This window comes from Methanosarcina sp. MSH10X1 (genome assembly GCF_004099695.1).
Lineage (GTDB): Archaea > Halobacteriota > Methanosarcinia > Methanosarcinales > Methanosarcinaceae > Methanosarcina.
Genome location: NZ_SCHL01000001.1, coordinates 192,578 through 215,846, shown reverse-complemented (window position 1 = coordinate 215,846; position 23,269 = coordinate 192,578). Strand labels below are relative to the sequence as shown.

21 protein-coding genes are annotated in these 23,269 nt (G+C 43.5%); 7 read left to right on the top strand and 14 right to left on the bottom strand.

Annotated features, from left to right (window positions below; all coding sequences use genetic code 11):
- Positions 1-804 precede the first annotated feature (804 nt).
- The 5 genes from EQO05_RS00865 to EQO05_RS00845 form a co-directional block, all read right to left on the bottom strand.
- Positions 805-2,250 carry a 2-oxoacid:acceptor oxidoreductase family protein gene (locus tag EQO05_RS00865; protein ID WP_128502851.1) on the bottom strand — a complete coding sequence of 482 codons (1,446 nt, stop codon included), beginning with the start codon at positions 2,248-2,250 and terminating at the stop codon, positions 805-807.
- Between the two features lie 2 nt (positions 2,251-2,252).
- Positions 2,253-3,308, bottom strand: coding sequence for a 3-methyl-2-oxobutanoate dehydrogenase subunit VorB (locus EQO05_RS00860; RefSeq protein ID WP_128502849.1), 1,056 nt, complete (start codon positions 3,306-3,308; stop codon positions 2,253-2,255).
- A gap of 20 nt (positions 3,309-3,328) precedes the next feature.
- Positions 3,329-3,577: a ferredoxin family protein gene (locus EQO05_RS00855; RefSeq protein WP_128502847.1), complete on the bottom strand. Its 249-nt coding sequence runs from the start codon at positions 3,575-3,577 to the stop codon at positions 3,329-3,331.
- A gap of 462 nt (positions 3,578-4,039) precedes the next feature.
- Entirely contained in the window at positions 4,040-5,710 is a 1,671-nt protein-coding gene (locus EQO05_RS00850) for an AMP-binding protein (protein WP_128502845.1), read from the bottom strand.
- A gap of 78 nt (positions 5,711-5,788) precedes the next feature.
- Positions 5,789-6,343 carry a helix-turn-helix domain-containing protein gene (locus EQO05_RS00845; protein ID WP_128502843.1) on the bottom strand — a complete coding sequence of 185 codons (555 nt, stop codon included), beginning with the start codon at positions 6,341-6,343 and terminating at the stop codon, positions 5,789-5,791.
- 691 nt (positions 6,344-7,034) lie between these two features.
- Between EQO05_RS00845 and EQO05_RS00840 the strand changes: the two genes are divergently transcribed.
- Complete coding sequence (locus EQO05_RS00840) at positions 7,035-8,588, top strand: PKD domain-containing protein (protein ID WP_128502841.1); 1,554 nt, start codon at positions 7,035-7,037, stop codon at positions 8,586-8,588.
- Between the two features lie 111 nt (positions 8,589-8,699).
- Here EQO05_RS00840 and EQO05_RS00835 read toward each other — a convergent pair whose 3' ends face one another.
- Positions 8,700-9,203 carry an amino acid-binding protein gene (locus tag EQO05_RS00835; protein WP_128502839.1) on the bottom strand — a complete coding sequence of 168 codons (504 nt, stop codon included), beginning with the start codon at positions 9,201-9,203 and terminating at the stop codon, positions 8,700-8,702.
- Positions 9,204-9,393: 190 nt separating this feature from the next.
- Between EQO05_RS00835 and EQO05_RS00830 the strand changes: the two genes are divergently transcribed.
- The 3 genes from EQO05_RS00830 to hisE all read left to right on the top strand — a co-directional run bounded on the left by EQO05_RS00830 (position 9,394) and on the right by hisE (position 12,077).
- Complete coding sequence (locus EQO05_RS00830) at positions 9,394-10,227, top strand: YkgJ family cysteine cluster protein (protein ID WP_240664252.1); 834 nt, start codon at positions 9,394-9,396, stop codon at positions 10,225-10,227.
- A gap of 164 nt (positions 10,228-10,391) precedes the next feature.
- The gene (locus EQO05_RS00825) at positions 10,392-11,678 is read left to right on the top strand and encodes a 3-isopropylmalate dehydratase large subunit (protein ID WP_205793658.1); all 1,287 of its coding nucleotides are present in this window, start codon (positions 10,392-10,394) and stop codon (positions 11,676-11,678) included.
- Between the two features lie 84 nt (positions 11,679-11,762).
- The gene (hisE, locus tag EQO05_RS00820) at positions 11,763-12,077 is read left to right on the top strand and encodes a phosphoribosyl-ATP diphosphatase (RefSeq protein WP_128502837.1); all 315 of its coding nucleotides are present in this window, start codon (positions 11,763-11,765) and stop codon (positions 12,075-12,077) included.
- Positions 12,078-12,231: 154 nt separating this feature from the next.
- Here the strand turns inward: hisE and EQO05_RS00815 are convergent, their stop codons facing one another.
- Positions 12,232-13,107 (bottom strand): CBS domain-containing protein, encoded by an 876-nt coding sequence (locus EQO05_RS00815; RefSeq protein ID WP_128502835.1) that lies wholly within the window; start codon positions 13,105-13,107, stop codon positions 12,232-12,234.
- Positions 13,108-13,462: 355 nt separating this feature from the next.
- On the opposite strand from EQO05_RS00815, the gene EQO05_RS00810 reads away from it, so the two are divergent.
- Positions 13,463-14,467 (top strand): NOG1 family protein, encoded by a 1,005-nt coding sequence (locus EQO05_RS00810; protein WP_128502833.1) that lies wholly within the window; start codon positions 13,463-13,465, stop codon positions 14,465-14,467.
- 328 nt (positions 14,468-14,795) lie between these two features.
- Here EQO05_RS00810 and EQO05_RS00805 read toward each other — a convergent pair whose 3' ends face one another.
- The gene (locus EQO05_RS00805; protein ID WP_240664251.1) at positions 14,796-15,827 is read right to left on the bottom strand and encodes a cytochrome c biogenesis CcdA family protein; all 1,032 of its coding nucleotides are present in this window, start codon (positions 15,825-15,827) and stop codon (positions 14,796-14,798) included.
- A 383-nt stretch (positions 15,828-16,210) separates the two neighbouring features.
- Between EQO05_RS00805 and EQO05_RS00800 the strand changes: the two genes are divergently transcribed.
- Positions 16,211-16,678, top strand: coding sequence for a hypothetical protein (locus EQO05_RS00800; protein WP_240664250.1), 468 nt, complete (start codon positions 16,211-16,213; stop codon positions 16,676-16,678).
- A 107-nt stretch (positions 16,679-16,785) separates the two neighbouring features.
- Here the strand turns inward: EQO05_RS00800 and EQO05_RS00795 are convergent, their stop codons facing one another.
- The 6 genes from EQO05_RS00795 to EQO05_RS00770 all read right to left on the bottom strand — a co-directional run bounded on the left by EQO05_RS00795 (position 16,786) and on the right by EQO05_RS00770 (position 22,158).
- A complete protein-coding gene (locus tag EQO05_RS00795; RefSeq protein ID WP_128502831.1) occupies positions 16,786-17,898 on the bottom strand; it encodes a pyridoxal phosphate-dependent aminotransferase in 1,113 nt (370 codons plus the stop codon).
- A 70-nt stretch (positions 17,899-17,968) separates the two neighbouring features.
- Positions 17,969-18,583, bottom strand: a complete 615-nt coding sequence (hxlB, locus tag EQO05_RS00790) for a 6-phospho-3-hexuloisomerase (protein ID WP_128502829.1) — start codon at positions 18,581-18,583, stop codon at positions 17,969-17,971.
- Between the two features lie 263 nt (positions 18,584-18,846).
- Complete coding sequence (locus tag EQO05_RS00785; RefSeq protein ID WP_128503135.1) at positions 18,847-19,359, bottom strand: hypothetical protein; 513 nt, start codon at positions 19,357-19,359, stop codon at positions 18,847-18,849.
- A 14-nt stretch (positions 19,360-19,373) separates the two neighbouring features.
- Positions 19,374-19,733, bottom strand: a complete 360-nt coding sequence (locus EQO05_RS00780; protein ID WP_128502827.1) for a DUF2073 domain-containing protein — start codon at positions 19,731-19,733, stop codon at positions 19,374-19,376.
- Between the two features lie 5 nt (positions 19,734-19,738).
- Complete coding sequence (locus EQO05_RS00775) at positions 19,739-20,380, bottom strand: Era-like GTP-binding protein (RefSeq protein ID WP_128502826.1); 642 nt, start codon at positions 20,378-20,380, stop codon at positions 19,739-19,741.
- Positions 20,381-21,162: 782 nt separating this feature from the next.
- A complete protein-coding gene (locus EQO05_RS00770; protein ID WP_128502824.1) occupies positions 21,163-22,158 on the bottom strand; it encodes a phosphate uptake regulator PhoU in 996 nt (331 codons plus the stop codon).
- 244 nt (positions 22,159-22,402) lie between these two features.
- Between EQO05_RS00770 and EQO05_RS00765 the strand changes: the two genes are divergently transcribed.
- Positions 22,403-23,266, top strand: a complete 864-nt coding sequence (locus EQO05_RS00765; RefSeq protein WP_128502822.1) for a shikimate kinase — start codon at positions 22,403-22,405, stop codon at positions 23,264-23,266.
- Positions 23,267-23,269: the final 3 nt, after the last annotated feature.

Below are 23,269 nucleotides of genomic sequence, written 5' to 3'. Positions count from 1 at the left end.
ATCTTAACGTGAGACTGTAAAGTAGTCAGAAAATAGCTCTAAAATTCCTTGCAGATATTTAAAAGGAACAGGTTTGTTTTATGCCTTTAAAATTTTCAATGCCATTAAGTATTTTGTCAATATAAAAAATAAATAAACTAAACAAAAATAAGATCACTAATTGTTTTTTGGGTCGATTATGATATATATCCCCATGTCCTTATAAAAGACTTGTAGATTGAGAGTAATAGGGTTTCCTCTCAATCTCTGGGTTGGATCGCAGGTAGGGATCTGAGAATAGGGACTCAGCCCCCTACCATCTACTTCTAAATTGAGATTGAGAGTAATAGGGTTTCCTCTTAATCTTTGGGTTGGATCGCAGGTAGGGACCTGAGAATAGGGACTCAGCCCCTACCATCTCCAGACCTATAAACTGCTTTTAAGATCTTTTAAGATAATATTGCTTTTCAGGTAATACTTTTAAAAGCAATTTATAAAAATCTCTTTTTTCCTTACAATGTATCCGGCTTTAATAAAGCTTATGATTGGCTCCAGATTCAATCATATGCCTGATTACAGGTTTTTTTCAATAAATTGCACTTGCCGATTGAGTTTTTGAGTAGTTTGTACCTTCCGGAGCAATTTTCTGCACATGGCAGTTCGATAGTTGGACAGTTAAGCAATTAGAGAGCGGAAGCATTAGCTGAAAATCACTTGAAAGCCGCCGGGAAATAGTATCAGCAGGTAGAGAAAAATTTTCTCCACCTTCTTTTCATGCAATTCGAGTGATCTGGATACTCAGTTTTTCCTCAAGCCTTAAAATCCTCAGATCTTAACGTTTTCTTTTGCCCACTTTGCCCCGGCTTCGAGAACCATCTGGTTAAATTCGATAACTTTTGGCTTCCCTGCGAAGTTTTCGGCAAGGGCTTCCTTAAAAACTTCCTCTTCCATACCTGTTGCGTCAAGCCCTACAAGGACTCCGAGCATGAAGGAATTGGCGGCTTGCTCCGAACCGGCTTCCTTGGCTTTTTCGGTTGCAGGAACTGCAACAGCTTTGACACCGGCAGGCGTTTCGGCTTCACCGATAGAAGAATCGTAAAGGATAAGACCTCCTTCCCTGACTGCCCCTTCGAACTTTTCGAGAGATGGGCGGTTCATAGCTACAAGGATATCCGGAGTATAAACCGTAGGAGAGCCTATAGGCTGTCCTGAAATAACGACCGAACAATTCGATGTGCCTCCCCTCTGTTCCGGGCCATAGGATGGGAACCACGACGCATTGAGGTTTGCCTTTACTCCGGCCTGCGCAAGGATAATGCCCATGCTGAGGACGCCCTGCCCTCCGAAACCTGCAATTTTGGTCTGGATCGGGGCAAAATCCTTTCTGGCAGGTTTTTCTTCAGCAGCGGCTTCAATGCCATACAGCTTCTCAAGGGTTTCAGTTGTAAAGTCGCTGACTCCACGGTGCAGAGGTTCGACTTCTTCGGCTTTGTCCCTGAAGTTTTTGAGGGGAAATTCTTTTTCCATTTCCTCATTTATGAAACTGATAGCCTGTTCCGCGTCCATTCTCAGGTTGGTCGGGCAGGCGGCAAGGACTTCAACAAAAGCATATCCTTTGCCGTCACGCTGGATCTCAAGCGCCTTCCTTACGGCTTTTCTGGCCTTCCTTATATGGGAAATATCCGAGACTGACACCCTCTCGATAAAAACCGGAGCCTTAAGATTGTCCAGCAGTTCGCACATGTGGAGGGGATAACCTGCAAAACGAGGGTCCCGCCCCTCAGGGCACGTTGTTGTTTTTTCGCCCACCAGAGTTGTGGGTGCCATCTGTCCGCCCGTCATTCCGTAGACGGTATTGTTTACGAAAAAGACCGCAAGCTTTTCACCTCTGTTTGCGGCCTGGAGAGTCTCGTTCAGGCCTATGGAAGCAAGGTCTCCGTCTCCCTGGTAAGAGATAACCACGGCATTTTCTTCAGCCCTGGAAACCCCTGTCCCTACCGCAGGCGCCCGCCCGTGGGCAACCTGGATATTGCCTGCGTCAAAGTAATAGTAAGCAAAGACTGCACAGCCCACAGGGCTGATCATAACTGTCCTGTCCTGAATCCCGAGGTCATCGATTGCTTCAGCAATAAGCTTATGCAGGACTCCATGCCCGCAGCCAGGGCAGTAATGAGTGGCTGTTGAAGCTGCCCCGCCTTTGCGAGGGTAATCCGCATACAGGGCTTTCGGCCTTCCTATTACTTTTTCTCCGTTGATGATTTCTGCTGCCATATTCATGCCTCCCCTGCAATTTTCCTGATTTTATCCATAATCTGGTCAAGGGTAATCAGGTTCCCTCCCATACGATTTACAAGCTCTACAGGCTGTGAACAGCCGATTGCAAGTCTGACATCATCTTTCATCTGTCCGTTGCTCATTTCCACGGAAATAAAGGAGCAACCCCTATCTGCCAGAGCTTTCAATTGTGCCTCAGGGAACGGGAATAGAGTCTTCGGCCTGAAAAGCCCGACTTTAATACCTTCCTGCCTGGCAAGGTCTGCGGCTGACCTGCAAATCCGGCTGCTGATTCCGTAAGAGACAAGGACAATTGAAGCATCATCGGTCAGATATTCTTCATAATCGACCTCATTCTGCCTTATAAGCTCGTATTTCGCCTGAAGTTTTTCGTTGAACCTTCCGAGCTCGTTAAAGTCAAGAAAGATCGAGGTTATCAGGTTAGGTCTGGTCTCGGCTGTACCATTGACCGCCCAGGTAGTATCGATCTCAGGGATAGTAGCCTGCTTCGGAAATTCAAGGGATTCGATCATCTGTCCGAGTACCCCGTCAGCAAGTACTACGGCAGGGTTCCTGTACTTGAAGGCAAGCTCAAAGGCTTTAATTGTAAAGTCACACATTTCCTGCACCGAGTTAGGGGCAAGTACGATATTTTTATAGTTCCCGTGCCCTCCGCCTTTTACTACCTGATTATAATCCGCCTGCTCCGGACCTATGTTCCCAAGACCCGGGCCTGCCCGCATAATATCTACAAGTACGCAGGGAAGCTCGGCGCCGGCAAGGTAGGAAAGCCCTTCCTGCATCAGGCTAATACCCGGACCTGACGAGGATGTCATGACCCTGTGTCCTGCCGATGCTCCTCCGTAGACCATGTTAATTGCCGATTCTTCGGATTCGGCCTGGACGAATTTCCGACCTATTTTCGGAAAATATTTGGATGCATCATGCAGAATCTCACTTGCCGGAGTTATCGGGTATCCGAAGAAACAGTTACATCCGGCGTAGAGTGCACCGACGATTATTGCGGAGTTGCCTTTTATGAGTTGTGTTGCCATAATTTTCCTCCTTTTCTACTTTACTCTGCTTCCTCAGCTTTCAGGGGAATGTGTATTTCGATTGCAAGCGGCTCAGGGCAGGTATAATAGCAGTTTGCACAGCCTGAGCAACCCTCTCCCTTGTACTCTACATAATGATAGCCCCGAGCATTGAGGCTTTCACTCATGAAAAGTACACTTTTGGGGCAGGCCAGAAGGCAGCGCCCGCAGGCCTTACACTCCAGAATATTAATAACAGGGTATGCTTCCTTTTTATCATTCTTTGACATATGAGATCCTCATTTTTGTTTATTTTCAGTTGCCCTCTGGGCTCTCCTCAGCTTTCAGGTCCATTCCCGGTTTAGGATCATCCCGGGTATTTATTTTTTCTTCCCGGACTCTTTCCAGCTCCCATTTTCTCTAACCGGTTCTCTGTATCAGAATGAAGAGCCTTCAGTTTTCAATGTATTTTTCACACTGTAAATCGTATAATCCGTATAAACCGTATGTTAACGTGAACAGTCTTTTATATTCCATAAGTTAGCGGTGGCATTCATTTAAAGCTATTAAATGAATCCTGAGTAGTATCTTCTCAAGCAAACTTTCCAGAAGGTTTAAGGTACTTATTTCTTTCCTTTTTTTCCTTTTTTATTTGACCTGAGACTTCTCGATTTCCGGATTAAGTCGGTTCCACTTGTTTTTTAACAGTACCGATCCTTCCGGGAGTTGGATATTCCAATCATTTTCAGGGCTCAGTTCTGGTCTTTGTCCCGGATCTCAACCCTGCGGATTTTTCCGCTGATGGTTTTTGGAAGTTCCTCAACAAATTCCAGGATTCGAGGATACTTGTATGGGGCGGTGACTCTTTTTACATGTTCTTGAAGTTCTTTTTTAAGTGCCTCTCCAGGCTCGTATCCTTTCGTGAGCACAACGGTTGCTTTGATAACCTGGCCTCTTACAGGGTCAGGAGCACCCGTAATTGCACATTCGAGTACTGCAGGGTGCTGGATTAGGGCGCTCTCCACTTCAAAAGGCCCGACTTTGTAACCTGAGGTTTTTATGATATCGTCAGCCCTTCCCACAAACCACAGGTAGCCGTCTTCATCCATCCAGGCCATATCCCCTGTATGGTAATAGCCGTCATGCCAGGTTTCTTCGGTTTTCTCAGGATCTTTTCCGTAATGGACAAAGAGCCCTACAGGTTTTCCGTCATTTGTGTTGATGACGATTTCTCCCTCTTCCCCTACCTCACAGAGCCTGCCGTCGCTGTCCATCAGTTCAATCCTGTATCCGGGAGATGGTTTCCCGATAGATCCGGGTTTCGGTTCCATCCAGGGGTAGGTTGCGATAGTTACAACAGTTTCGGTTTGCCCGAATCCTTCCATGAGCTTTATTCCGGTAAATTCCAGGAATCGGTTATATACCTCAGGATTAAGAGGTTCGCCTGCAACAACCGCATATTTCAGGGTACTGAAATTATATTTTGAGAGATCTTCCTTAATCAGGAAACGGTAGATCGTCGGAGGGGCGCAGAATGTTGTAACACCGAATTTCGAGGCTTTTTCAAGCATGTGTTTGGCTTCAAATCGGTCATAGTCATAGACAAAGACCGCACAACCCGATATCCACTGCCCATAGAGCTTTCCCCATACGCATTTTCCCCATCCGCTGTCTGCAACCGTGTAGTGCAGCCCGTTATCTTCCACATTCTGCCAGTATTTTGCAGTGAGGATATGCCCTAGTGGATAGGTAAAGTCATGTTCCACCATTTTCGGGAAGCCAGCGGTCCCTGAGGAGAAATAAACGAGAGAAATATCGCTATTTTTTGTAGCAGCCTCGCCCGAAGGGTGTTCAAAATCCGCGGAGGCTTCTTCGAGTTCTCTCCTGAAATCAATCCAGCCTTCTCGGGTTTCGCCTCCAACAACTGCTTTTTTGAGTGGGATGTCTCCGCACTGGGAATGGGCTTCATCCACCTGATCGGGAACTTTATCTTCCGATATGCAGACAATCATCTTCAGTCCGGCTTTCTCGATCCTGTATACGATATCCCGCGTCTTGAGCATATGGGTTGCAGGTATGGCTATGGCTCCCAGTTTATGCAGTGCAAGGATACAGTACCAGAACTCATACCGGCTCTTCAAGGTGAGCATTACGTAGTCGCCTTTCCCTATCCCATGCTTTGCAAAGAAATTCGCCGCTTTATCACTGTAGTATTTCAGGTCTTTGAAAGTAAAGATTCTCTCTTCCCCGTAATCGTCGCACCAGACCATAGCAAGTTTTTCAGGAGAATCTCTTGCATAGGCATCGACTATATCATAGGCAAAGTTGAAGTTTTCAGGAACGAGGATTTTGAAATTTTCCTCGAAATCCTCATAGGATTCGAATTCGGTTCTGGAAACAAATTGGCTGAGCAAGGAAGTCATTCTGGACACCCGTTTTATCTATTTCATCAAATCAGTATCATCAAATCAAGCATCATTAAATCGAGTAGTTTTATCGAATTATATTATAACTGCCAGGAATCTGGCTGGTTCTCCTTCCAGAGCTTCCATAGCATGTTCGTAAGTGGAATCAAAATAAATGGAATCTCCTTTGTTCAGGACAATCTCATTATGGTGGATATATACCTTCAGGCTTCCTTCAAGCACGTAGTTAAATTCCTGCCCTGGATGGGAGTTTGTCTCAGGTTTTGCCCCGGATGATCTGGGTTCGACTGAAACTATAAAAAATTCAGCTTTCTTGTGAATGAATTTTTCAGCCAGATTCTGGTATCTGTACTGCTTTCTCCTCTCAACACTGACTCCTTTTCCATCCCGAGTAACTGTAAAAACGTTCATTCGCGGTTCTTCCCCTGTCAGGAGGGTAGCCATATCTACGCGGAGCTTATGTGCAAGCTCAAAAAGCATACTTGCCGGAATATCCTCGCTTCCGTTTTCGTAGTTTTCATATGTTTCATCGGATATCTGCAGATATTCTGCCACATCTTTAACGGTGAAATCCGATAGTTCACGCAATTCACGTACTCTAGCTGCGATTTCTATTATTTTTTCCTGCATGATACGACTTCTCCAGCTGGGTTTTTCAAGAATAACTAAAGCTCTGCTTAAAAACCTTTGGCTTTGCAGATCTGAATGCCTGTTTGAAAGGAGACATCTCTTCCGGAATCACTAGAATTTTTCTTCCGAAATTATTGAGAATTTTCTTCCGGAATCACTAGAATTTTTCTTCCGGAATTATTGAGAATTTTTCTTCCGGAGTATTGAAAATTATAATTAATATACATTATGATTAACCTTCCCGCAATCCTCACTACCCAGGATGATTATAAGAGAACTATAAGAGTAACGAATATGGCAGAACTGAATTAGTGCTTTAAAAATAAGGTCACTTTATCAGATTTGAAAAAGTAACAACCGAGGTCTAATTATTTCTTGAGCTATATTTCTGGACTTAACTGAATCAGGCTTTAATCCTTAACGTTTATTCCGGAAAAACAACTTAATCCGATAGTTGTTCATATTTAGAGAAAATAATATTAAGTAGTTATATTACTTTTTTGCTTTGAACTTTTATGTGTGGAGTTGTTTGAACGCAGAAGGATCTGGAATGCCTATTTCCTCAAGTAAAGCCTTTATAATAGCTTCAATTTTAATTTCTGTTTTCTAATATTTTTTTAAATCAACAATTTTATATGTCATCCTTTTAAAAAATGGTTCTGTATATTTCTGGATTGATGTGCTGGTTAAAATGACAAAAACTCAAACTTCCAAATGGGTCTGCTTATTTGCAGTAATTCTGGTTCTGATTTCAATTTCAGAATCAGGTGCGGCAGAAAATCTTTATGTATTTCCAGGAGAGTCGATCCAGGCTACCATAGATAATGCCTCCAACGGCGATACTATCTTTGTAAAACCCGGAGAATATAATGAAAGTATTCAAATCGACCAGGATAACCTGACAATAATCTCGGACTCAAAAAGCCCTTCTGACACGGTTATTACCGCAGGGAATAAAGGGAGTAACGTATTCAAGGTAGTTGCCAGCAATGTAAGAATCAGCGGCTTCTCAATAGCTGACAGCAAATGTGGGATTTATCTAAGTGGTGTTCAAAACTGTGTCATAAATAATAACAATATCTCGGGCAATAATATCGGAATCTGCCTGTTTAAATCTGAAAATAACACTTTAAGAGACAATCTCGTATATTCAAACGCTGATTGTGGCATCAGGTCGTTTACTTCTTCAGGCAATACGATATGCAATAATAACTTTAATAATACGAATAATGCCAGGGACGATAAGCTTAATGGCTGGAACCGGACTTCAGGCAACTGCTGGAGTGACTACGCAGGCAGGGATGAGGACGGAGACGGTATCGGCGATACGGTATATGCAATCAACCGCCGGACAAAGAGTATGGATTACAGGCCGTTAATGGATTTCGATCCGCAGCCTCCTGTACTGCCAGAAGCAATTTTCACTTCCAATGTGACGGCAGGGTTTGCCCCTCTTACAGTCGAATTTACAGAACTCTCGGAAAACGCCAGCTCGCTGATCTGGAGTCTTGGAGACTTGGAATCTTCGAACGCTTCGGATTTTTTGCATACTTTTGTCAATGAGGGCAATTATACGGTTACTCTGAACGTTACGAACGAGAATGGCAGCGATTCGACCTATGTGATAGTAAATGTTTTGAAAGCTCCGGATCCTTCGATTCCGGTAATCCCTGAGGCTAAACTCATTACCAATGTAACAGGCGGATATATTCCGCTTACTGTACATTTTTTTGATTTTTCCGATAATGCAGCCTCACTGTGCTGGGATTTTGGAGACGGGAAGAACTCCTGCTGCCCGAACCCTAGCCATACTTTCTGCTGTCCTGGAAACTATACAGTCTACCTTACAGCAGGGAACGATAACGGCAGTTCTTCCGCCAGTATTGTCATTACGGTCCTTAAACCAGTAAATCAGACCTCTACCGGCGATGATAATAACCTGGAAGATACTAAAGATCGGGACTCCGGCCGCAAATACGAGGGTATCGGTATCGAGAGAATTCTAAGCAGAAAAAATCTTGATTCAGCAGGTAACTTTATCCTGTCCTTTACCGGGACCCGATCGGTTGCAGAACTGGGGTCTTCGATAGAGCACGAGATTTTCGGGGTTGCACATTTCGCTAAAGGTTTTACGGAGGATTCAATATCCGTAATTGAAGTGAAAGATATTTCCATGCGTGCGCTGTTTCTCGGATTTGTAGCAATAGCTCTGGGACTTTCCGTGTTTAGAAGGAGCAGAAAATAAGTCAATACTCGCAAAAAATACCCATTTTCAACTGAAAAGAAAGCTTTTTGCAGGATTTCCTTCCCCTTACCACTTTATTTCCTGAAGCTTAATCTGAAGCATAGAAAAGCTTCAATAAATGCTTACACCTTTGACCGAGGGCAGTTCGAGGATTTTATCTACGAGCTCTCCGGGCACTTTCCTGTCGGTAATGATTGTAAGTCTTGGGTTATCAGTTAGATAAGGGTCGTCCGAGACAGCCTGCCGGATACTCACATTGTTCCGGGAAATCAGTCCTGCGACCTCTGCCAGGATACCCACGTGAGCTGCATCTTCCGGGATAATAATGATCACTCCCAGTCCAAGGGATGGGGCTACATCTCTGAGGAAAGGGATAGAATGAACATTTTTAAAAATCGTGCTTAGAAGTTCGTCTGAAATAATGGTCTTTGTAGTTGCGTCAACTACCCGCCGGTCAACACCTGCTTCTTTTGCAAGCTGGGTATGTGCTATCTCAATGCTTCCGGAGGTGACCTTTCCTTCTTCGTTTACCTGAAACCCTCGTTCAAAAAGCAATTTAAGCACTTTTGCCTGCGCAGGAAATTTTTCAAACTTTTTGAGTAATGTCTGCCACATACAAACTTGTTTAAACCGGGTTCATTGATATATAGTTTCTTATTGCGATCCATTGTCAGTGGGGCAAAGGCTCTTCCGGCTGAGATTTTCGAACATTCGGTTTTGATTGACTTTTCTCTAAAAGGGCTGGGAGTTTTCCGGATGAGAGTATTGAGCATTCCCGGCATCAACTGCTAGCTGCGTTAATTTGATGTACCAGCAGGACACGAGTCTCTATATGGAAGCTTCCAGCGCAGGCAGTGAGCAGGAGTCCGGAAAAACAGGCTATCAGCTCCTTCTTATTGCCGGTCTCAAGAAAGAAATAGAAATGGCTCATAGACTTGACCCTGAGCAACTCGCAGCTGAGATCAGGAAAATCGGTTTCCGTTGCCAGCACTGCGGGAAATGCTGCAGACGGGCTTTCGGGGACAACAGGGTAGCGGTAATTCCATCGGAGATCGAAAGAATCCGGGAATATACTGGTCTCTCAAGACTGGAGGTTGCAGGGCCATTTGTGCCTGAGGCTCCTATTCAGGATAAAATCCCGGCGGATGACGAAGAGTATCCTGAGACCTCTCTCAGGCAGCCCGAGGAAGATGAAGAGCAGCTCTCTCCGGATTCGCTTGAATCTTTTCAGGAGTGTATCGATTGTGAGGGCAGGGTTCATGCCTTTGGATGGATACTCAGGCGAAAGAGAAACGGAGACTGTATTTTTCTTGAAAGCGATATCCACAGGTGCCGGGTGTATCCGGTGCGTCCCATGCTTTGCAGCACTTATCCCTTTTATATCGAAGGGTTGAGATTGCAAACTTGCGAATGTGAAGGGCTTGGGCTCCAGATCTCCGCCGGAGACAGCCTGAAACTGGCAGAGGATCTTCTCTTCCGATATGTTTCGGAACTTGAGGACACCCTTGTCATGTATGAAAAATTCGTGGATTTCAGGAGAGACGAAAAGGGTCTTGAGCTTGCAAAATCGAGACTTGAGGACCGCACATATACGTGTGTAGTTCACGACAGCATGGGAAGTACTGAAATTATTGATTGACAGCGCAATATCGACAGAAAAAAAATAAATTTGTCGGTTAAGCTCCTTTTATTTTTCAACGTTTTTGTTTTTATATTAGCCAGAAGGATTTTTTGATTTTTATCTGCGTACACCATCAATTAAATTTATTTATTAGAAAGAGCCAGTTATTCCCCATGACCGGGATGTCTGGTAATGAAAATCGTCCGATGACCGTTTCGGAAAAGATCTTTTCGAAGGCCTATGGGAGTCCCGTAAAAGCCGGGGATTTCGTGCTGGCAAATATAGACCTGGCAATGACGCACGACATTACAGGTCCGCTAGCAGTCAAGGGCTTTTACGAGATTATGAAAGACAGAGAAGAGAAAAAAGTCTGGGACCCGACGAAAATAGTGATCGTATTTGACCACCAGGTTCCTGCGGATTCCATCAACGCCACAGCAAATCACATTATGCTCCGTGAGTTTGCTGAGGAACAGGGCATTTTAAATTATGACGTATACGAAGGAGTTTGCCATCAGGTTCTTCCCGAGAAAGGGCACGTGCTGCCAGGCAACCTCATAGTTGGCTCGGACTCGCATACATGTGCGTATGGTGCACTGGGGGCGTTCTCGACAGGTATAGGGTCTACTGATATGGCAGCGGTCTTTGCTACCGGCAAACTCTGGTTCAGGGTACCCGAAACTTTCCGCTTTGAAGTGGAAGGCAGCCTGCCAGAACGGGTTTACTCAAAAGACCTTATCCTCCACCTGATAGGTGATGTAGGAGTAGAGGGAGTCAGGTATATGGCAGCCGAGTTTGGAGGCTCAGCAATTCGCTCTCTTTCCGTTCCCGAACGCATGACTATGTCCAATATGGCAATCGAGATGGGAGGAAAGGCAGGAATTATCGAAGCCGATGAGGTGACTGCAGAATACCTGAAAGAGAGGATTCTTTATTATGAATTCGACCCATTCTGGAAATCCGATGAGGGTGCAGAATATGTAGGAGTTCGGCACTACGATATTTCGGATCTAGAACCACAGGTTGCCTGCCCTCACAACGTGGATAACGTAAAACCCGTAACCGCAGTTGAAGGCACGAAGCTTGACCAGATCTTTGTGGGTTCCTGCACAAATGGCAGGTTCGAAGATATTAAAATCATGGCTGATATTATGGGCGACGAGCCTGTAGCAAAGGGCGTTCGCCTGCTTGTAGTTCCTGCTTCAAGGACCGAGTACCTGAAACTCCTGAGAGCGGGGTATATAGAAAAGCTTATGAACGCAGGTGCAATCGTAGAATCTCCTTGCTGCGGACCCTGTATGGGTGGCTCTTTCGGCTTGCTCGGTGCAGGAGAAGTAGGCCTTGCAACCTCGAACCGCAACTTTAAGGGCAGAGAAGGAAGTCCCGAATCTTTTGTGTATCTGTCTTCCCCTGCAACTGCAGGAGCATCGGCTCTTACCGGAGAAATCACTGATCCAAGGAAGGTTTGAAAATCTCCTGTTTTACTTTTTTGGATGCATTTCCGATTTTGGGTTTTTTAAATATTTATTCGTATTTATTAAAAAGGTGTTAGAATGTCGGATGCCGACCTATCAATCTTGAACAGGGTATATGAGATTATCCTAGACCGAAAACAGAATTATGATGAGTGTTCATACGTCTGCAAACTTTTGAACCATCGCAAAGGTATGAACAAAATCCTTGAAAAAGTAGGAGAAGAATCAATTGAAACGATTCTTGCAGTCAGGAACGAAGACCATGAAGAAATTGTTTCGGAAAGCTCGGACCTGATCTTCCATCTTCTTGTACTGCTCGCGGCAAATGACATTACCCTCGACGAAATAGCAGCCGAGCTCAGCGCCCGGCATGAGAGCATGAAAAGGGATTAAAGGCCTGGAAGTTTTAACTTCCCGGTTTGAGCATGCAAACAATCTTACATCCTGAAAATAATTTAAGAATTTCAGGTTTTTCGGTTGCTTCCGGGAGCTTTTATGAAAGCTTTCAGGAAGCCGTAAAATTCTTTTTTTCAAAAAATCCTGTTTTTCAATACACTGCCAGTTCGTTCAGAACATCGGTTTTTGACAGCGTGCCTTTGGGTACACCGTTAATAGTTACGATAAGCCTTCCTACGTTATACTTGTGGAAGAGCTTTACCACATCATAAAGCTGCATATCCCCGTCAACCGTGATAAGTTCTTTTGTCATAATATCTTTGACTTTTACGTTCGGTTTCCCCTGGGCAATTGCATGGGCAATATCGGTGTAGGTAATAATTCCCACGATTTTTCCCTTGTCTTCTACAGGAGCACCATGAACATTGTTCCTGATGAAAAGTCTTGTTGCTTCCTGAATACTTGCATTCAGGTTTACAAGTAAAGGAGGATACTTCATATAATGCTTGACATGCTTTTTAGGAAGGGAAATCATTTCCGTAATATTGAAAAGAATAGAATTGTTAGTATCATCCCTTCCTATAACTTCTCCGCGAATAATCAGGCGGTTTACAGGTGTAGGGCCTACCTGAAGTTTATCGTCCATAACGAAGTCTTTTGTGTTGCCTATTACGCGGATGACTCCATTGCATGCGTCAGGGTTTCTGACCGTCGTGAAACTGATCTCGGCAGCTGTAGCCCCGTTAACTAACACATTGTTTCTGTAAAGGGGAACCACTGACTCATTATTCAATTGCTGAATTCTTAATGCGTCATATGCTGCCCCTGTAGGTTTGTATCCTCCCTTCGGTCCGGGCACTCCTTCCACAAGCGCCAGGGCTTTTAATAACTGCATCTGGTTGCGGATAGTCCCAGGGTTGCGCTGGATGACCTCGGCTATCTCTTCCCCTTTGATTGCCCGGTCCTTTTGCCGCTGAAGGTTAATTAATGAAATAATAATGTCTTTTTGAATCGGAGTCAGTTCCATACTACCACCATTAATTTCATATACCTTTATAAGGATGATGTATAAAACCTATACATCGATAATGTAAATTAACTCAGATATTTGCCATAATTAATGATTATAAATCAATTACAGATTATTATTACAAATATAAAAAGAGTCCGGTTCTGCTTTGAATATTTACCTGGTTCTACACTATATATAGGAGTTTAGCACCAGGATTTGTAATCACAAATCTAAACCGAGAAATTCATTCCTTCTCAGGGATAGCCTTCAGGAATCTCTGGGAGACTCTTGCTTGCGTATTTGTTTTTGTTAAAACTTTTCATCTATAAGAACGTTTATATACTTAGCAGAGCCCCCAGAGGATTAGAATATGATGATCTTTGAGAAAATCCATACAGTTCCCACTTCAGATGAATTAATTAATAAAGCCTTTAAGCGGTCAGCGCGAGCTATGTCCGGGAAAACTATTGATAGCAGGGAGAGCCGATTTAGAGCGAACGAGTCCATGCTGCTGACAGCTGCAAATATCCTTACGGATAATCTTGCAAACATAGTCAGGCGGTTCCCGAGCTTTGAACGATTACCCAGATTCTATTATGAACTTACGGATATCCTGGTAGGCGTGGAAAAGCTCAAGATGTCCCTTGCATCCGCAGATTGGGCAAGCAGGAAGATCCACGAGGTTGCAAGGAGTTATGTAGGGAAAATTCGGACTTCGGAAGTCCCCGAGCCTGTCCGGAAAGAAGCTTTCGGAAGGCTTGCGTCGATTATCAAATCCATTAACAAAGACCTTCTCTTCCTCAATGAAGCCAGAAATATCTTGAGGAAACTTCCTGACGTTCAGGACGAGCCCACAATCGTGATCGCTGGCTATCCGAATGTCGGAAAGTCAAGTTTCGTCTCGAAAATTACCGGTGCAAGTCCGGAGGTCGCTCCCTATCCTTTCACAACGAAAGGAGTTACAATCGGGCACTTTACACGGGATGGAGTGCGTTACCAGGTTATGGATACTCCGGGTCTGCTTGACCGCCCCATGTCCGAGAGGAATGATATCGAAAGGCAGGCAATAACTGCGATTCATTATCTTGATGCGGTTGTAATGTTCATGATCGACCCCAGTGAAAGCTGCGGATACGAAATCGAAGATCAGAGGCGCCTGCTTGCGGAAATTCGGGAGAACTTCAAACTTCCCCTGCTTGTGGTTGCAAATAAGGCTGACAGGCCTGAGTTTCAGAAGCTTGACGAGATAGAATTTAATATCTCCACGGTTACCGGAGAAGGGATAGAAGAAGTAATGGACAGGCTTCTGGAGATGATTGAAGAAAAAAGCCAATCCTCTTCTTCCGAAAAGCCTGATACCGAGCCTGCAATCTGAAGCCCGAGTCCCATCTACCGAATTGCGCCTCGGGAGTCCGCCCCAAATTGCGCTTAGGGAGTCCGCTGCCCTTCCCGAATTGCGCCTCGGGAGTCCGCCCCAAATTGCGCTTAGGGAGTCCGCTGTCTTTTTATAATTCTTTTTTAAAAAGGCTTGACCGAAGAAGACCTTTTTAGAAAAGGTTTTATCGCAAACTTTTTCAAAAAAAGCTTGATCAAAAACTCATGCTTTATCTAAACCGATGTAACCGGAGCGTAATAAACCGGCGTTCAACTGGCCTGTCGAATCCAGTTGAGGCCTTTTTAACTTTTTAGTGTGATTTTTTGCCTTAGATTATTCCGAGTTGCATGAGCAGGGCAACGGAAATCAGTATAAAGCCGGTTGTCAGTCTGATCTCTACTCTCCATCTTTCCCTGAATTCTGTTACTTTGTTCGGGCTCAGCCCGAAGGCAAGGAGAAGGCCGAGGATTATTACGGGAAGCAGAAGCCCGAGGTTATAAATGCCCATGTATAATGTTCCCCTGACAATGTCGGTCTTTGTTGCCAGGATACTCAGGAGTGAAAGGAAGACCGCTCCTACGCAGGGCGCTTTGACAAGGGAGAACGCACTTCCTGAGATGAAGGACAATAATAGCAGGTTGTTTTTGTCCATTTTTGCCATGAACTTTTTAAGGGGTTCGGGAGTCCTGAAAGTGGATTTCGCATGCTTTTTCAGCCAGTAGGCATCGAAAATATGCCAGAAGCCGAGCAGAGCAACGAGCAGGATTGAGATTTCTATAAAACTTCCCTGGATTTCAGGCAGGAAATTAACAATACTGAGTATGCCCATTCCTGCAAGCATATACATTGTAAAGATCCCTGCCGAGAAACCGAGCGTGATTTCGAGCATTTCTTTTCTTCTTCCATGCTGGGCAAGGGTGACCGAGGCAAGAAAAGCCATTACCGCAAGTAGGCAGGGATTAAAACCTGCTAGAACACCTGCTGTCAGGAGTAAGAATGGGCTGATTTTCTCAAGGTGCTTACTTCTCCCTTCCCGGTTTCCTGTAAGGGGAAGCAAAAGGTCCTGGGTATAAAGCAAGGGAGATGACTGGGTTTCTGTCAGAAAAACTCCTGTCGAGCTTCGGTATGCTCCATAAAAGCAGCCAGTTTGCCGGCTTTCAGACACGAATGACGCGCCGGAAGCAGGGCTCAGCAATAAAAGAATACAGGCAAGCGCAAAAATTCCCTTATTTAAAGGAAGCAGACGTGTAGATTGCTTTTTCATATGTTTTTCCAGGACTCTTTTATGAAGATCTCTAAGTTTTCCAGGATCAAAGTATACATAATCTTTTCGGAGATCCCGGTTTTTGCCCGTTATCAAATCCTCTTCTGTGAGCAGAAAAAATCTGTATTCAGATCAGGTTTTCATTTTTTAATTTTCCTGTTTTTATAGTGAAAAAAAATTATGTACTTATACCAATTATCTCTTTCGTTTTTGTTTATTAATGTGATGCATTTAGCTTCAATTATATCTGTGTATAAGTTTTATACATGTTTCATAAATTTTATAGAGACTCACCTGAGCTAATAGAGAATAAGTATAAATCCGGACTCTTCTAATAATCTTAGTAATTTAACCACTTAAAGTTGAATCAACTGAAATGTTATCGCGGAAAATAGTAAGTCCGGAATAAAGTAACTCTTTTCTCGGCAAAAACAGTTAGTCAAGGTATAAGCAAAGAAATCTGCAGAGGGATGGTTTAAGTGATTAGTAATGCAAGAAAAAAATTTGTCATAGCAGGACTTCTCCTGATAACTGTTTTACTTATTTATATTTCTCTTCCCATAATCATTCCTCTGATTTTTCAAGGATCAACAGCATCATTTTTCGTAATACATAATCATGATTTAGAAAGTCATGAAGCGGCAGTTGAGGTGTTTGATCAACATAAAAAATCAATAATAAACGAGACATACATTCTGGAACCTAAAAGTGATTTGTCACAACCACGGCCTTTAAGTTTAAAGTATTCCCTGGAAAAAAGGGAGTATACATTTAAGGTAACTATGGATAAAAAAGTTATAAACGTAACTGAGGTGGAAATTCCAAATCGGCGCACTCTTGTAGATATACGTTTATACGACAAAAGTTACGGTGATGTTCCTCATATGGATTATGAATCCCCTGAGATAATCCTTATTTCCATAGAAACTAATGAACTAATGTGCTAATAGATATTGAAAAAATAGACCGAGGAAGGGCATTTGACAGAAAATTTTAGCCTGAGAAATACATCTCCCAGGCTGTTTTCTCAGAGTTTCATTCTTCAGGTAGTTTCTCAGAGTACTTTTTCCATAATACTCAGGGCTTTTTCGATATTTTCCATCGAAGCCGCATAGGAGATTCGGATGTAGCCGTCACCCTCGCTTCCGAAGGCTGTTCCGGGAACGACAATAATGCCGTTTGAGATCATTTTCGAGGCGACCTCTGCGGAATCCGAGACTCTCGGGAAAGCATAGAAAGCGCCTTTTGGAAGAGCACATTCCATCCCTAGCTCGTTCAGGCCTTTTACGAGCACATCCCTGCGTTTTCTGAACTCCTCCCTCATAGTATTAACGGAGTCTTTAGGTCCTGTGATGGCGGCATAAGCGGCTTTCTGAGCAATTGAATTGGCACAGGCCTGTATGTACTGGTGCACCTTCAGCATCTGCCCGATATAATCTTTTCTGGCTGCTACGTACCCAAGTCTCCAGCCGGTCATGGCATAACTCTTTGAGGTAGCGTTTACCGTAATCACATTATCCGAGTAGCTGGCAGGGCTTACATGTTCTCCTTCGTAAATAAAGTACTCATAAACTTCGTCGGAAATAATGGTTATATTGTGATCGTCAGCAATCTCGGCAAGGGCTTTTATATCTGCCCTGCTTGCGACTGCTCCTGTGGGATTTGAAGGGGAATTCAGGACAATGGCTCGCGTTTTCGGGGTAATTCTCTCAAGCACGGCTTCAGGCTTCATGGTAAGGTCTTCGGCAAGCGGGACACTTACTGCTTTTCCACTCAGGATCTCGGTCAGCGCATTATATGAAACAAAGCCAGGGTTTGAGATGAGAACTTCATCCCCCGGGTTTAGAAGGGTTGCAAGGGCGATGGCAAGTGCCTCCGATGCTCCAGAAGTTACAATTATCTCCTCAGGAGAAACCGAAAACCCATTTTCCTCCCTGAATTTGGAACTAAGGGCTTCTCTTAATTCTGTGATTCCAGTACCTACGGTATAGCCTGTAAAGCCTTCATTTATAGCTTCTATTGCTGCTGCTTTGATATGCTCCGGGGTATCAAAATCCGGCTGCCCGAGCCCAAGGTTGATTGCATTCGACCCTGCGGCTTCGAAAATTTTTCTAATCCCCGATGTGTCTATTCTGGCGACATTTTCAGAAAACCTTATTTCCTTCAAATTTAGCCCTCCTGTGCCCCTGCAAAAACTATTTTAATATACCCACTGCTTTCTGGCGATTTCCAGACCTTTATTCGATATTGGTATGCCTCGACTTAAGTTCGGCTTCCGACGCGCCTGTAAGTGTAATAAGCTGCGCAATTATAGAATCAAGGAAAATCAGCGAAGTGATTTCGAAAGATGTACCCAGAGGAGGCACGTTTCTATAATCTCCTCGCATGTTTCTTTCAAGGTAGCCGCCTGCATCAAGGTCGTTTTTGGTCTTGCTCGGAAGGATCATTGTAATATCCGAAATTCTACCAAGTGTAGATTCCTTTTTGGAAGTAACCGTTATGAGGGTTGAACCAATATCCTTTACTATTTTTCCGAGGTCTGCTATGGAACGAGTTTCCCCTGAGCCTGAGATAGCAATTACCACATCTTGCGGCTGGACAGCAGGGGTCGTAGTTTCACCGACAACATATACACTGAATCCGAGATGCATAAGCCTCATTGCGAAAGCTTTGGCAACAAGCCCGGACCTTCCGGCTCCCATCAAAAAGACTCTTTCGCCTTCCAGAATTTTCTGGATCATAGCCTTTATGGCTTCTCTGTCAAGTACCTTAATTACCTCATTGAGGGTTTCTGCAATCATTCTCATTGATAATAATACGTCTTCGCAGTCGTTTACCTGAGTTTTTTTCATATGAGTTCTCCAAAAAACATTGGGTTAAATACCTAATTCCCTATAAAACATTGGGTTAAATACCTAATTCCCTATAATAATCAATTGATTAAAATTTTATCCACCTGACTGCATAAATAATTGAAAGCCTGCATCAATAACTGACAACGACTTCTGAAATGCTTTTCCGGAATCCTGTTCCACTCCCCTTAAGTTTGTGATGAGGATCCCAGGGCAGGTTTTCGGAAGTCTTCTTTTGTGTCCCGCCGCAACCCATCAAGGTCTTATCTGCTTGTTTGCGGTTCGGTCTTATAATTAATAGCTTTCAGTTCCCAGTTTTCAATATTATTTTTTAATTCGTGATAAAGTCTCTGGATATCACAGTCACTTCCATTCCAGTAAAAGTCCTTACGCGCCTCTCCTTTTCGGAGTTCTTCAAGTATAAATTTTGATAAGTGAAAAAGGGCTTTTTTATTGGAAAAAGGAATACTATAGTTTACGCGATATCCGCCAGCTGTTTTTCCATAGGACACGAGTGTGTACCCTTTACTCTCATATTCCGTAATCTCATCAAAGTTGCAGATTATTTCAAACTCATGAACTGTGGACTGGTCAATTTTTGAAATTCCTATGAGTACCTGCGCTATAATGTAATCGGGAACCTTTCGTCCAAACCATACGGCGATTTTCCCGTAAGTACAGATTACATTGACATCATTCCTGCCCATCTCAAAGGAGCCTAGGGACTGGGGAGGGTAGATTATAGCTTCCACGTCTTGGGTCTTATGGGCACACATTGCTTCCACTTCGTTTACTTGCTTGCAGAGACAAGTGCACTGATGAGGTTCCGATCTTTCTTAAGGGTCTTGAGCTGGTTTGCAGGCCCTATCACTGTAAGGCGCTTGTTGCTCTGTTTTTTGAAAAATTTACCCAGCAACGAACCCTCGGAATTTGCAGGATAACTTTGCATCTCTATACCTGAAAACACATCAGGCTGAATTGCTGACATTGTCATTTCTATGAGCTTTGCTTCCTCCATCGGGTTAAGGCCTTTTTCAAGCACCAGGATTTTTCCTTTCCGTACCTCATCGATTATGTATCGTACTTTTTCCATTGAAGCCATCTGAGATATTCTGGCTTCGGATATCAAATCAAGCTGAATTCCCTGCATGTAGATCACCCGAACTGTTTTGCCAGAGCTTCATAAAATGAATCCATCCCCACGCCTTCAAGTGCCGAAACTGGCACCATGGGGTGCTGGGGGAAGGCCTCCTTTATGACAGCCGGATCGGCTTCAGGAAGGTCTACTTTGTTTGCTACGATAAGAAGCGGAAGGTTTCTGGCTTCCATATTCCCTATTACCGTTACATTGACCTGGGTATAGGGATTTTCGGTGGAATCCATAACAAGTATGACACCGTCAAGGTCATCCAGCCATTTGACAGCTTCGATAACCCCTTCTGTTGCTTCTTTGGATCGTTTCTTGGATTCGGAATCACTCATTCCCTGTTCCATGAAGTCGTGGAAATCGATTTTTGTGGCAAGCCCGGGCGTGTCTACGATATCAAGGCTGACTGTGTGCCCGTTTGTCTCAATACTTACTCCATTCCTTCGCTTGGCATGCCTGGTCTCATGGGCGATATGAGAAACAGAACCCATTGTTTCTTCGTTTCCGACCCAGTCCTTGAGAATTCTGTTACTAAGAGTCGTCTTACCGGCATTTGGGGGGCCGTAGATTCCTATGCATGCTCCTTTTTTCTTGAAGAGCTTATTGAACATTTTTGAAAAGCTTACCTTAAATCGTTTTATCATATTCATAGCTTCCCTCCTTTGGGAAAAGCATAGCACCTAAGGATTTCTCGGATTGCTTTCCTGTATGGGTTGGTATTGATGGTAAATTTTTAATCTATTGATCCATGCATATAAATAATTTGTATTTGTCTTACTGAGGAAATCGGGGAAAGTTGAAGATATTCTTTTTTCTTTCCGGGATATCCGGAAGTGAACAGGAAATTTCAGGTCATTTTCAGGGTAAAATATAAAGTGCCTCCGTTGAAATAACACCAGAATATAAATAAATTGCTTTTATCGCTTAATTCCCTCACCACATATAATAAAAAGCCTTTTATCCAGAGAGAAAAGGCTTTTTATACAGAATACTTTAATTTTCCCAAACTTTTCTTATTTGTATTAAATTTTTATATGTGCACTGATGTTCTGCACTTTCCTTTATATTTTTTCCTATTTTTATTCATTCTACCTTAAAAATATAAATTGTTTTATCAGATATCTCCGGTATCAATCTAACTAAATTTTCATTAGTATCAATCTAACTAAATTTCATTAAGCTTTACAGCTCAATTCCCTCTTAGATATTTCAGGATATCTTCTATAAATTCCATCAGAATATTTTTTATAAAGTTCATCAGGATGTCTTTTGAACAGTTCAGGGTATCGAAAGGTAAATCTTTTATTCTGGGTTTAAGAGCTTAGTTATATATTTAATTTTTTTATTACTTCAGGGATATTTAACTTCAAAACAAAATTTGTTCTATCTTTCAGGTTGGGGAGGCATTTCTGTGTTCTCAGGCAGGTTCTTCTCATCTATCCCTGATTGCCGTGTTTATAGCAATTTCAGCTATATTGGAACTGAGGTCTCCTATTCTGGCCAGGCTGTCTACAACAGTCCCGAGTGAAATCATGATTTCATGTGACTCCAGTCTCAGGATAGATGAATGCAATTCCTCTACCCATGTGCGCATATTGTCGACGTTATTTATTACCTGATTGGCAAGAGAGGAGTCAGCATTAAAGAGAGCCTCAATGGACTGCTTCACCAGTTCCATATAAGCATTATTGAGTTTTTCTATCTCTTCCATTACATTATCACTAACAGGTTGCCGCAGCTTTGAGGCGATATTTGCAATTTTCTGTGCATGATCGGCTATTCTTTCCAGCGGGCTTGCCGCCATTCTGAACTCATGGTATTCCTCTATATTTGTTTCTGCAGAATCAGGCATTCTTCCTCCGCAGAGAATGGAACGGAACTGTTTGGAGATCAGGAGATATAGCCTGTCAACCTCGTCATCCCTCTGACTTACATCAAGTGCAAGGTCGTGATCAATAGTTTTAAGCGCCCTTACCGCGTCCTTTTGCATGGATCCCGCAATAAGGAACATCCTCTGTACACCTTTTTTGATAGAGAGCTCGTTCGGGTTCAGGAGATCCTGGATAACTACGCAGTTTGAACTTTCTTCTGTAATTTCCGGGCCTATGAGTTTGTAGCAGACCCTCCTGATTGTCTGCTTTTGTTCACCGAGTATTCTTTTCGAGAAGAGTTCTATCCTGTCATATCCATGAAGATATGCAGCAATAATATCTCTCTCCAGTGCTTTTACTTCACAGCCTGTGACATCGATTTTTTTGGTTTTGACTGTTCGTCCTTCGAGAATTGGGTCTATCAGTAGTTTCCCATCCGGCTGCGTCTCGAGGGAAACCCTCATGCCTGTCTCGATTCCCACTTTTTCAGCCCATTGCTTTGGAAGGGAAATTATGTAAGTGGATCCGCCTGTCTGCTGTACTTTCCTGGTTTCGATATTGATTCCCCGTTTTTGATTAAATCTGCTAAATAAAATTAGAAGTATTTATTCATAATTTTATAGTACTTTCTGGTAATAATTAGAAGCACTTTTTCGATATACGTCATTCAACTTTACTATTTATATTTGTGGATTCACGCTGTTTTTATGAATCTATTGCAGAATCTGCATTACAGCAACATTTCAGGTTTTATGGACAAATGCAGCAAAAACTATTAAAGAACAGCGCATTCTGGACTTGATGACACTTGAAGGGCACGCCTGCGCATCGGGAGCAGGAACCATAATAAATGCCATAGCTACCTGGAAGGGTGCTGCATTCGGAATAGATTTGATGACCTTTGCAGATGTCAAACTTTCAGAAGGTGAGACCGGAATCTCAGGTTTCATTGAGGAGATGCCTGAAGGAGACGCCCGTCTTATCGAGCGCTGCGTTGAAATAACCCTTGAGCATTTCGGGCTTGAACTGGGCGGTACGGTAAGGACAAGAAGTGAAATCCCCATCGCAGGCGGGCTCAAAAGCAGCAGCGCCGCAGCAAATGCTTCAGTCCTTGCAACCCTGCGTGCAACAGGTAAGACTCTACAGCCTCTTGAGATTGTAAGACTCGGTGTGAAGGCTGCAAAAGAAGTGGGAGTTACCATAACAGGTGCCTTTGATGATGCTTGTGCTTCTTTTTTCGGAGGGATCGTGGTTACCGACAACCGTAAAATGGAACTCCTCAGGCGCGAAGAGCTTGATTCAAAAGTCCTTATTTTTGCGCCTGCCAGGAGAGCTTTCAGTGCGGAGACGGATGTTAAACGCTCAAGACTTATAGCTCCTTACGTTGAAATTGCTTACGAGCTTGCTCTGAAGGGTGAATATGAGCGAGCTATGACTCTAAATGGCTTTCTCTACTGCGGGGCTCTTAGCTTTGGTACGGAACACATGCTTCGAGCGCTTGAATGTGGGGTAAAAGGAGTAAGCCTTTCCGGAACAGGCCCCTCATATGCGGCACTTGTACGAGCCGAGCAGGTAAAAGAACTGAGATCGGCCTGGGAAAGCTGTGGGATAGAAGGCAGGGTTATAGAAACCTCTATAAATAACAGAGATGCAATGTCCTTATAAAGC

Bases quoted from the DNA above. Each gene is read 5' to 3' on its own strand.
- hisE (WP_128502837.1), top strand. From the start codon at position 11,763: ATGTCGGATGCCGACCTATCAATCTTGAACAGGGTATATGAGATTATC.
- EQO05_RS00810 (WP_128502833.1), top strand. From the start codon at position 13,463: ATGATGATCTTTGAGAAAATCCATACAGTTCCCACTTCAGATGAATTA.
- EQO05_RS00765 (WP_128502822.1), top strand. From the start codon at position 22,403: ATGACACTTGAAGGGCACGCCTGCGCATCGGGAGCAGGAACCATAATA.
- EQO05_RS00780 (WP_128502827.1), bottom strand. From the start codon at position 19,733: ATGCAGGGAATTCAGCTTGATTTGATATCCGAAGCCAGAATATCTCAG.
- EQO05_RS00865 (WP_128502851.1), bottom strand. From the start codon at position 2,250: ATGGCAGCAGAAATCATCAACGGAGAAAAAGTAATAGGAAGGCCGAAA.
- EQO05_RS00785 (WP_128503135.1), bottom strand. From the start codon at position 19,359: ATGTGTGCCCATAAGACCCAAGACGTGGAAGCTATAATCTACCCTCCC.
- hxlB (WP_128502829.1), bottom strand. From the start codon at position 18,583: ATGAAAAAAACTCAGGTAAACGACTGCGAAGACGTATTATTATCAATG.
- EQO05_RS00840 (WP_128502841.1), top strand. From the start codon at position 7,035: ATGACAAAAACTCAAACTTCCAAATGGGTCTGCTTATTTGCAGTAATT.
- EQO05_RS00845 (WP_128502843.1), bottom strand. From the start codon at position 6,343: ATGCAGGAAAAAATAATAGAAATCGCAGCTAGAGTACGTGAATTGCGT.
- EQO05_RS00775 (WP_128502826.1), bottom strand. From the start codon at position 20,380: ATGAATATGATAAAACGATTTAAGGTAAGCTTTTCAAAAATGTTCAAT.
- EQO05_RS00835 (WP_128502839.1), bottom strand. From the start codon at position 9,203: ATGTGGCAGACATTACTCAAAAAGTTTGAAAAATTTCCTGCGCAGGCA.
- EQO05_RS00850 (WP_128502845.1), bottom strand. From the start codon at position 5,710: ATGACTTCCTTGCTCAGCCAATTTGTTTCCAGAACCGAATTCGAATCC.
- EQO05_RS00825 (WP_205793658.1), top strand. From the start codon at position 10,392: ATGTCTGGTAATGAAAATCGTCCGATGACCGTTTCGGAAAAGATCTTT.
- EQO05_RS00815 (WP_128502835.1), bottom strand. From the start codon at position 13,107: ATGGAACTGACTCCGATTCAAAAAGACATTATTATTTCATTAATTAAC.
- EQO05_RS00855 (WP_128502847.1), bottom strand. From the start codon at position 3,577: ATGTCAAAGAATGATAAAAAGGAAGCATACCCTGTTATTAATATTCTG.
- EQO05_RS00860 (WP_128502849.1), bottom strand. From the start codon at position 3,308: ATGGCAACACAACTCATAAAAGGCAACTCCGCAATAATCGTCGGTGCA.
- EQO05_RS00830 (WP_240664252.1), top strand. From the start codon at position 9,394: ATGTACCAGCAGGACACGAGTCTCTATATGGAAGCTTCCAGCGCAGGC.